At 44.4% G+C, this 10030-nt stretch carries 9 protein-coding genes and 1 rRNA gene; 3 read left to right on the forward strand and 7 right to left on the reverse strand.

Going from position 1 to position 10030, the window contains the following annotated elements; genetic code table 11:
• A 16S ribosomal RNA gene (locus tag A6K76_RS12635) occupies positions 1–70 on the reverse strand; the annotation flags it as partial.
• Between the two features lie 237 nt (positions 71–307).
• A complete protein-coding gene (locus tag A6K76_RS12640; RefSeq protein WP_066465648.1) occupies positions 308–1186 on the reverse strand; it encodes a DMT family transporter in 879 nt (292 codons plus the stop codon).
• 115 nt (positions 1187–1301) lie between these two features.
• On the opposite strand from A6K76_RS12640, the gene A6K76_RS12645 reads away from it, so the two are divergent.
• Positions 1302–2015, forward strand: a complete 714-nt coding sequence (locus tag A6K76_RS12645; protein ID WP_066465649.1) for an MgtC/SapB family protein — start codon at positions 1302–1304, stop codon at positions 2013–2015.
• Between the two features lie 15 nt (positions 2016–2030).
• Entirely contained in the window at positions 2031–3026 is a 996-nt protein-coding gene (locus A6K76_RS12650) for a cation diffusion facilitator family transporter (RefSeq protein ID WP_066465653.1), read from the forward strand.
• A 37-nt stretch (positions 3027–3063) separates the two neighbouring features.
• Here A6K76_RS12650 and A6K76_RS12655 read toward each other — a convergent pair whose 3' ends face one another.
• The 5 genes from A6K76_RS12655 to A6K76_RS12675 form a co-directional block, all read right to left on the reverse strand.
• Positions 3064–4221, reverse strand: a complete 1158-nt coding sequence (locus tag A6K76_RS12655) for an iron-containing alcohol dehydrogenase (protein ID WP_066465655.1) — start codon at positions 4219–4221, stop codon at positions 3064–3066.
• A 164-nt stretch (positions 4222–4385) separates the two neighbouring features.
• Complete coding sequence (locus A6K76_RS12660; protein ID WP_066465657.1) at positions 4386–5630, reverse strand: Glu/Leu/Phe/Val family dehydrogenase; 1245 nt, start codon at positions 5628–5630, stop codon at positions 4386–4388.
• 252 nt (positions 5631–5882) lie between these two features.
• The gene (yugI, locus tag A6K76_RS12665) at positions 5883–6257 is read right to left on the reverse strand and encodes a S1 domain-containing post-transcriptional regulator GSP13 (protein ID WP_066465659.1); all 375 of its coding nucleotides are present in this window, start codon (positions 6255–6257) and stop codon (positions 5883–5885) included.
• 89 nt (positions 6258–6346) lie between these two features.
• Positions 6347–7810 (reverse strand): hypothetical protein, encoded by a 1464-nt coding sequence (locus A6K76_RS12670; protein ID WP_066465661.1) that lies wholly within the window; start codon positions 7808–7810, stop codon positions 6347–6349.
• Positions 7800–8345 (reverse strand): RNA polymerase sigma factor, encoded by a 546-nt coding sequence (locus A6K76_RS12675; RefSeq protein ID WP_066465662.1) that lies wholly within the window; start codon positions 8343–8345, stop codon positions 7800–7802. The genes A6K76_RS12670 and A6K76_RS12675 overlap by 11 nt, the downstream gene beginning before the upstream one ends.
• 198 nt (positions 8346–8543) lie before the next feature.
• Here A6K76_RS12675 and A6K76_RS12680 point away from each other — a divergent pair, with 198 nt between their 5' ends.
• Entirely contained in the window at positions 8544–9878 is a 1335-nt protein-coding gene (locus A6K76_RS12680) for a sodium-dependent transporter (protein WP_066465664.1), read from the forward strand.
• Positions 9879–10030: the final 152 nt, after the last annotated feature.

Raw genomic sequence — 10030 nt, forward strand, 5'->3', positions numbered from 1 at the left:
TTCGCTCGACTTGCATGTATTAGGCACGCCGCCAGCGTTCGTCCTGAGCCAGGATCAAACTCTCCATAAAAGTAGAATTCGAGTTGAGCTCAAATTTTTGCTGGCATCAATTATGATGTCCAAAATTTTTTGCTAAATTAAACTAGCTATGTTTCATCAACGTTTGTTGTTCAGTTTTCAAGGTTCAAATGTGACTTTTCAAATCATACTGTATGACTGATTTGTTGTCAACGTTTTATTTTTTGTTGCGTCTTGTTAAGGACAATTAACAATATACCGTACAGAGAAACATTACGCAAGTACTTTTTTAAAAAAACTTTTTAAAACTTTTCAAGTCGACGACGAATAGCGTAATGCCAACAAGTATAATCGCTGCGCCTAACGCTTGGAGCACTGAAATTGTCTCGCCAAATATAAAGTATGCCGCGATTGCTGCGCCGACTGGTTCGAATAAAATCGCAATTGAAATGACGTTTGTACTGACGTATGCGATTGCCCAATTAAATAATGTGTGACCGAGTAAGTTCGGTACGACAGCTAACAGTAAAAAGAGCAGCCACGTTTCTGTTGAGTACGGCGCGAATGAGTCACCTTTAATAAGCATGTAAACAAATAGCGTAATCGCACTCGCGCTATAAACGATCGTCGTATACGTAACGAGTGATACATGTTGACGCACATGCTGCCCGAACAATAAATAACCTGTAATGAGTGCGCATGCTGCTAATGCTAATGCGTCACCATATAGCGCTTCCCCACTTGCACGAAAATCGCCGATACCGATCAAGCAGCTGCCGACAATGGCAATCATTGCGGCGATAAATGTTTGAAGTGTGATTTTCTCTTTGAAAAATAAATACGTACCGATGAACGCAAATAGCGGCTGCATCGTCACGAGTACAGTCGAGCTTGCAACAGACGTGTAATTCAGTGATTCAAACCAAAGAATAAAATGAAACGCTAAAAAAATGCCAGCGATTGCAGAGAAGAACCAATCGCGTTGTGACAGTGTGTGTAGCTCCGTTCGATACTTGACTAAAAACAGCGGCATCATGAGCAACACGGTAAACAGCATGCGGTAAAAGGCAATGACAGATGCCTCCGCTTCCGCAAGCTTCACAAAAATAGCAGATAGCGATACCGAAATAACACCGATAACGATAGGGATATACGGGTTGATTTTCATAGTTGCCCCCTATTGGCGTAATGTTTTCGTGTACAATACAGTCAATGCTGCTCCATTCTCTCACGTTCTCCACAATTACTGCAACTTCACGTTATTTAGAAAGCAGGTGCTTTTCATGGCATTTATAGAAGGAATTATTTCATTCGAAACAGTTTTAAAATTATGCATTGCCTCTATATTAAGTTTAATTATTGGCTTAGAACGGGAATTGAAGAAGAAGCCAGTTGGACTAAAGACGAGCCTTGTAATCGCAAGCTTTAGCTGTTTATTGACGATTATTTCAATTCAAACAGCGTATGCGATGCCACCAAGAGAAGGTGTTAACATTACAATGGATCCACTTCGTCTTGCAGCTCAAGTCGTTAGCGGCATTGGCTTTTTAGGTGCTGGTGTTATTTTGCGTCGTGGTAATGATAGCATTTCAGGACTTACGACGGCGGCACTCATTTGGGGAGCTGCGGCGATTGGCATTTCGGTCGGCGCTGGATTTTATGTCGAGGCACTTATTACGTCGCTCATCGTTTTACTTGGCATTGAAGTAATTGCGCCGTTTTTAATGAAAATCGGACCGCGTCGCCTACGAACAAAGGAGTTATCACTCATTTTGCAAGTGGCGGACGTGCAACACTTAACCGATGTCATTACATACATTAAAAACGAAGGACTTACGATCGAGCACGTTCATATTAAAGATCGCTACGACGCGCAGCACGTTTTACATGAGCTTCACTTACGCGTCGCTGCATCTTCTAATACGAGCTCGATTGATTTGTACGAGCGACTTTATAAGCTTCCATATATTCAGCGCATTGAAATTGAATTGATGTAACGAGGAGGAAAAACGATGGGAGAATTATTTGCATTATTAAAAGGCGGCAATCGTCCGTCCTTACTTGCAGCTTGTGTAAATTTCTTTTTAGGATGCATTAAAGGAGTAGCATTTTTCTTTACAGGTAACGTCGCGATGTTTGCCGAAATGATGCACTCGTTTGGCGATTCAGCAAATCAGCTGTTCGTGTTCGTCGGCTCGGCGCTATCGAAAAAGTCACCGACACCGAAGTTTCCAAACGGCTTCGGACGCGTCGTCAATTTAGTTTGTTTAGGCGCGGTGTTAATTGTAGCGGTACTTGCATACGAAACGATTAAGGAAGGTTGGCATCATTTCCGCCACCCTGCAACAGAATCAACAGGTATGTGGATTGCGCTCGGCGTGCTAGCACTCGGTATTATTTTAGAGCTGTTCGTGCTGCACAAGGCGGCGAAGGAAGTACTTCATGAAGTGCATGCGCCAAAAGCAGGCATTATGTCGATTCCGGCATCAGTGAAATATTTAAACCAAGCAAAGCCGGCGACGAAGCTAGTATGGATGGAAGATTTAGTTGCAACGTCTGGTAATGTGCTTGCCTTTTTAGCGATTATCATTGCGTACTTTACAGGCTTATATGAGTTAGAGGGGCTCGTATCAATGATCATCGGCTTCATGATGTTTTACGTCGTAGCGCGCGTCTTTTTAGATAATGCACGCGGGGCGATCGGGGAAACGGACGAAATGATGGTCAATCACATTGCGCATTTAGTGACGGATCATGCGGACGTAAAAGACATTGCACGTTTAGACGTTGTGAAAGAAGGCGAATTTTTACACGTCAGCTTAATTGCTGAAACGAATCCGGACTTGTCGCTTGCTTATTTAGACGATGTGCGCGACCATTTGACCGAGCTCATTTTAAGTCAGCCTGGTGTGACGAAGGTGATGATTTACTTTGATGAGGATGACGGCACGCAAAATTGGGTGCATCAAGGCGAACGTCCGTCGATGCTTGAGAAAATAACACATTAAAAAGCGGTGCGCAGCGATTTTGCTGTGCACCGTTTTGTTATAACGACTTCTCTAAAATTTCAAAAATGTCCTCCGAATCAAGTCGGGCAAAGCGCCCAAACGGTCCGTGAATGAGCGCATGTCGCACCATTTGCGGAATGTTTTCGCCGTCAATATCGAATTGTGCTAAGCGACTTGGTGCACCAATTGACGTCCAAAATGCGCGCAACGCTTCAATGCTTTCATATGCCACTTCCTCGACCGGTTTATTTGTCGGGTCAATGTTAAACACCCGTATACCGATTTGAGCAAAGCGTTTCGGGTTAATAAGCATGTTGTGGTGCATCCAGTTTGGAAATAAAATTGCTAAGCCTGCACCGTGTGGAATGTCGTACACTGCCGACACCGCATGCTCAATTTCGTGCGTTCCCCAATCTCCTTCAGAACCCATGCCTAAAATGTTGTTTAACGCCACCGTCCCCGCAAGTAAAATCGTCTCGCGGTATTCAACGTTTTGTAGATCATCGAGTAATAGCGGTGCTGTTTCAACGACTGTGCGCAGTACCCCTTCACACATCGCGTCCGTTACTTTCGTATTCGTCGCATCATGGAAATATTGCTCAAAAATGTGCGACATAATGTCAACGATGCCGTAAATCGTTTGATCGCGCGGTACTGTCACCGTATAGCGCGGGTCTAAAATTGAAAAGGCAGGTGATACGAGCGGATGCCCCCAGCCGAGCTTTTGCTGTGTGTCCGTATTTGTAATGACCGAGTTAAAATTCATTTCAGAGCCTGTTGCCGCAATCGTTAACACCGTGCCGAGTGGTAATGCTGCTTCAACACGTACGTTACCTGTGACGATATCCCATGCATCGCCTTCGATTTTAGCTGCGGCAACGATGAGCTTAGCACAATCAATGACCGAGCCTCCCCCGACTGCTAATACGATGTCAATCGCATGCTCACGACAAAGCGCGACCCCTTTACGCGCTGTTGCGACACGCGGGTTTGGCTCGACGCCACCTAGCTCCACGACGTTGCATGATTTCAGCTGTGCCATGACCGCATCGTATACGCCGTTTTTCTTAATGCTACCACCACCGTAGACGACAAGCACGTTGCGACCATGTTTTTGCACCTCCTTCGCAAGGCGCTGCACACTATTTTTCCCAAAAATTAATTTCGTCGGATTATAAAACGTGAAATTATGCATAACCATTCCCCTTTCCTATACTAATTAATTTCGCAATCGAATGCGTGACTTCCTTCTATTAGTACAGAAGAAATTACTGAAGTTTACGTTAAAATGTTTTCATATGGACGTGAGCTTTTCATAAAAAAAGACAAAGCCCTTGTTAGAACTTTGCCTTGTACTGTTTATACCCAGCCGCGGAATCGCGATGCTTCTGCTGTACGACGCACGCCGACCATGTATGCAGCTAAACGCATGTTAATGTTGCGCGTCGTTGCTGTCGTGTAAACATTTTCGAACGCATCGACCATTTTGCGATACAGCTTTTCACGCACTTCTTCTTCCGTCCAGTAGTAGCCTTGGTTGTTTTGTACCCATTCAAAATACGAAACGGTTACGCCACCAGCTGATGCTAATACGTCTGGTACGAGTAAAATGCCGCGCTCTGCTAAAATTTTCGTCGCTTCTGCTGTCGTTGGACCGTTCGCCGCTTCGACAACGATGCTCGCTTTAATATCATATGCATTGTCCGCTGTAATTTGATTTTCAATCGCAGCTGGCACTAAAATATCGCATTCTAGCTCTAATAGCTCGCGATTTGAAATCGTATTTTCAAATAAGTTCGTCACCGTGCCGAATGAATCGCGACGGTCGAGTAAGTAATCAATATCTAAACCTTCTGGGTCATGCAGTGCGCCGTGTGCATCTGAAATGCCGATCACTTTCGCACCTAAATCATGTAAAAACTTAGCTAAGAAGCTACCTGCATTGCCGAAACCTTGGATGACAATACGCGCCCCTTCAATGTTCAAGCCACGTTTTTTCGCCGCTTCTTGAATGACGATTGTAACCCCTTCTGCTGTTGCGCGGTCACGACCTTGTGAGCCACCAAGTACAATTGGCTTCCCTGTAATGAAGCCTGGTGAGTTAAATTCATCGATGCGACTATATTCATCCATCATCCACGCCATAATTTGTGCATTCGTGAAAACGTCTGGTGCTGGAATGTCCTTTGTCGGGCCAACGAATTGGCTAATAGAACGTACGTAACCGCGGCTTAAGCGCTCGACTTCGCCCATCGACATTTGACGCGGATCACAAATGACGCCGCCTTTTCCTCCACCATATGGTAAATCCACAATGCCGCATTTTAACGTCATCCACATCGATAGCGCCTTTACTTCCTCTTCGCTTACCATCGGATGGAAGCGCACGCCACCTTTTGTTGGACCGACCGCATCATTATGTTGCGCACGAAAACCTGTAAACACTTTCGTCGTTCCGTCATCCATTTTTACAGGGATGCGTACATTTAACATACGAAGTGGTTCCTTTAATAAGTCATACATGCTTTCGTCATATCCTAGCTTATTTAATGCTTCGCGAATTACTTCTTGCGTCGATGTAAACAGGTTTAAATTTTCAGCCATGTCAGTTCGCCTCTTTATGTTTAAATTGATTGTATTCCGCATCATTGTATCATATTCTGCATCATTTTTGCGCTTATGACGACAAAATTTGTACACATTTTAAAATCTCTCAAAAAATAGCATTATTGGACGCGTCATCCGCTTTTATGTACCGTTTTTCGGCATTTCCGCTTTTTTAATTTGAAAACGTTCTCATACGAAAAAGAGGAGCGCTTCGAAGCATGTTGCATCGAATGCGCTCACCTAATATTACTACTGCCCTGATTGCTCAATCCATTCTTGCAACTTATCCTTCAACGAATTAAAGCCGTTCGCATCGCTTTCGTTGACGTGATCTTGCAACGTTTTACGCGGCATCGCATCGCGTCGTTTCACTTGTGGTTTTTCTTGCAATGCGCGAATCGATAAGCTAATTTTTTGTGCCGCTTCATCAATTTCAAGCACTTTTACGTTTACATCTTGTCCGACATGTAACAACTCCCCAACATTTTTAACAAATCCGTACGTAATTTCTGAAATATGCACAAGCCCTTGCGTTTGCTCATCTAATGCAACAAATGCACCATATGGTTGAACACCTGTCACTTTTCCGGTTAACACGTCACCTACTTTGTATTGTTTTGCCATAAATCGTCCTACTTTCTACTATATTATATCCGAATAAATATCAGTTAAATTATAACAGAGGAATAGTTCGGTGGCAAAAGAACACGCTATTATTGCATACGCTGCCAGACGTCGTTCACCTTCATAAACGTCATGCGCACCATCTCATGTTGCGGCAACGATACATCTGCAACGACCGCCTCGTCACCGTACATCGTAAACTGTATATGTTGAACGTTCGATAACGTGACCTGTTGTGCGTCGAACGTTCGCTCGTTATGGAACATCGATAGCACTTGTTGCTCATTCGTTTCGAGCGCGTGTAAATAATAGAGCACAACGTCTTGACCGCTTAAATTCAATGCGTTATCCGGTACGCGTTGCCACTGCGCTTGTAAACGAGCTACCTCTTCTTCTGTCGATTCCCAGTACTGCTCACTTGAAATACTTGAGCTGTACGGCACACGCGCTGCTTGAAACGTTCGGAGCAGCTCGTCATATGTGAGTGACGCAGCAGTTGGCGACGTACCGCTTTGTTGTAGCTCATCTAAAATCGTTTGTGCAATCGGTGTAAATACGCCCGCGTCATGCGCTAAAAATTCCGTCATAGACGACTCCGTTAACGGATATTTTTCCGTTCCTTGCAGCAAGCGTAGCACCATTAAAATAAACTGCGATTCGTACGCATCGGTAAGCGGCGTATAATCGACTGTTAGTAGCGCCATCGTCAGCTCACGAAAATGCGGGAAAATGTCTTCTGGTGCATAACGTAAATCGTCCACTTCATATAGCGTGTCATCAAACTGCGCCATCGCAACGAACCCTTGATTGAAACCGAATCGTTTTAAGTCACTAGCGTAAAAGTCCTCAAACTTGTCATAGCGAAACACCGCTTCCCCGTCCACGAAATAAATGCCTTGTGCTTTCGCCGCTTGTGTAATGTGTCGGCGCGCGTCCTCTTCCGCCTCGTTATACGCCGATTCATACGCTAGCTTCACTTCCTTTATGCGCAGTAAAAAATCATACATCGTTTCTTCGTTCGTCATATGCATAGCTCGTGACGACAGCATCTGTGCTGGTGTCGCATACGCTTCGTTTAATATGCTTAATGCGCGCTCCTCATCTTGCTCATAGGCGGCGGGCGTTTCGATATAAAAGTTTGTGCGTAAATCGGCCGCTCGAATAAAAGACAGCTCATTAAATTGTTCGTTTGGCAATGCGAGTGCTGTCTGCGCTTTATTACGTAGCTCGAACGTAAATTGCTCAATCGGTAGTTCTCCGCTCGTAAATGTAGCCGCTTCCTCTTGTATGAATACGCGTGGCTCCATCTGTGGTGATTCCCCGCCCATCCTAAACATCGGCCCTATGAGTGCACCACCTGCAAACAATACGATTGCTGCTGCGGACGCTGTTACACCCCATACTGCCATTTTTCGCTTCGGCTTTTGCACGACTGACGCTTGCTCCTCCTCCTCAATTTTGTCCATTAACGCATCAACGTCTAAATATTTCGGCATGCGGTCATATGATTTTTTCAGTAGCTTTAATTGATCGTCTAAACGCTTATCGTCCATATGCCGATTCCTCCTTTACTAAAATTGCCTTTAGCTGCTCCTTCGCTCGGTGAATGCGCACTTTGACGTTTGCGAGCGTAATGCCGAGCACCTCCGCAATTTCATCGTATTGTAGCTGATGAAAGTAAAACAAAATGAGCGGCATGCGGTAATCTTCTTTTAGCTGTTGAATGGCGGCGTGCAACTGTTGATCTTCCTCGTATACTAAAACGCGCGACTCCGCAGACTGTGCAACTTTTTCGTCTTGTTGCTGAAGCTTTTGTTCCTTTTTCGTTTCGCGGGCTTCTTTTCGGTAAAAGTCGCGGGCTGTGTTGAGCGTAATTTTATATAGCCACGTCGTAAAGCGCGACTCGTTAAACTGATGCAAAAAACGGTAAAGCTTTAAAAATACTTCCTGTGCGACGTCGCCAATGTCATTTTCGTGCACACCGATTTGGTATGCGAACTTTTCAACGACGTGCGCATACGTTAGCACAAGCTCACGGTACGCTTCTTTATCCCCTTGCTGCGCCCGTGCGATCATCGATTTTTCCATAAGCGTCCTACTCTCTCCTAATTTATAGTTGTGTTACGTTATTTTTTGCACAATTGTTACAAATAACTCGCTGTATGACGCTAATTTTTTTCTCTTTTTTGAAGTTTCCTTCATTTTTTTAAAAATTGTCAGAACCTTTCTATCTATTTTTTCATGCTTTAGTGTATTATAGTATTTTAGATTATGTAGGAGGTTACGATTTTGTCATCAAACAGAGATCAATTTACATCCAAACTTGGATTTATTTTAGCTGCTGCTGGTAGTGCCATTGGTCTTGGCGCGATTTGGAAGTTCCCGTATACGGCGGGTACGAACGGCGGTAGTGTGTTCATTTTGTTATTCATTTTATGTACATTACTCATTGGCTTACCGATTTTAATGTCCGAGTTTTTAATCGGGCGTCGTGCACAAGCAGATACGGTATCTGCGTTTCATAAGGAAGCACCTGGTAAGCCATGGTTTTTAGGCGGCTGGTTAGGGGTAACGGTTTCAGCGCTTATTTTATCGTTTTACGGCGTCGTTGGTGGATGGATTTTAAGCTATTTATTCCGCGCCATTACGTTCCAATTAGACGGGGGCTCTGAAGCACATTACGGCGAGCTATTTAACGAGCTTATTTCAAATCCAGTTGAAGTTATTTTTGCACAAGCGTTATTCATGTTCTTAACAGTGTTCATCGTGCAAGGTGGCATTAAAGGCGGCATTGAGCGCGCTGGAAAGTGGATGATGCCTGCATTGTTCATCTTCTTCGTCTTACTTGCAATTCGCTCACTTACGCTTGACGGAGCAATCGAAGGCGTGAAGTTTATGTTCGTGCCTGACTGGTCGTACTTAAACATGGAAACGTTACTGAATGCACTTGGCTTAGCGTTCTTCTCGTTAAGCGTCGGCGTTGGGGCGATGATTACGTACGCATCGTATTTACCGAAGTCAGAAACGATTACGAGCTCGGCGTTTAACGTCGCATGGATGAACATTGCGATTTCGATTTTAGCAGGTCTTGTCATTTTCCCTGCAGTGTTCGCGCTTGGCTACTCACCGACGCAAGGACCTGGACTTGTATTCATCATTTTACCTGCTGTGTTCGAGCAAATTCCGATGGGCAGCGTATTAGTCATCGTGTTCTTCATTTTATTATTATTCGCAACGTTAACGTCATCGATTTCATTACTTGAAATTACGGTGTCGGTGTTCGTGAAGGAAAAATATGCAGCACGTCGCAAGCTTTCTTGGATTGTCGGTGCCGTTATTTTCATCGCCGGTATTCCGAGTGCATTATCGTTCGGTCATTGGTCACATATTACGATTATGGATAAATCGATTTTTGACTTTATCGATTACATGACAGCAAATGTCGGCATGCCGCTTGGAGCGCTTCTATTCTCATTATTTGCAGCGTACTACTACAGCACAAAAATTACACAGCAGGAGTTAAACTTATCGCCTGCAATGTACTGGATTTGGCGCGCATCTGTTTGCGTCGTTGCACCAGTGGCGATCGTTACGATTTCGCTTTACAACTTATTTGCATAAACAAAAAACATTCGGAGCAGCGATTGCTTCGAATGTTTTTTTGTGGTTCATTACCGTAAGCTGGGGTTGACGTATAAAAGTTGCTTGAAACGAGAGGCGGACTCCAGCGAGAAAAGCGCGAGCCTCAAGACCCCGCAGTCGTGAGGCACGAA

This window comes from Caryophanon latum (assembly GCF_001700325.1).
GTDB lineage: Bacteria > Bacillota > Bacilli > Bacillales_A > Planococcaceae > Caryophanon > Caryophanon latum.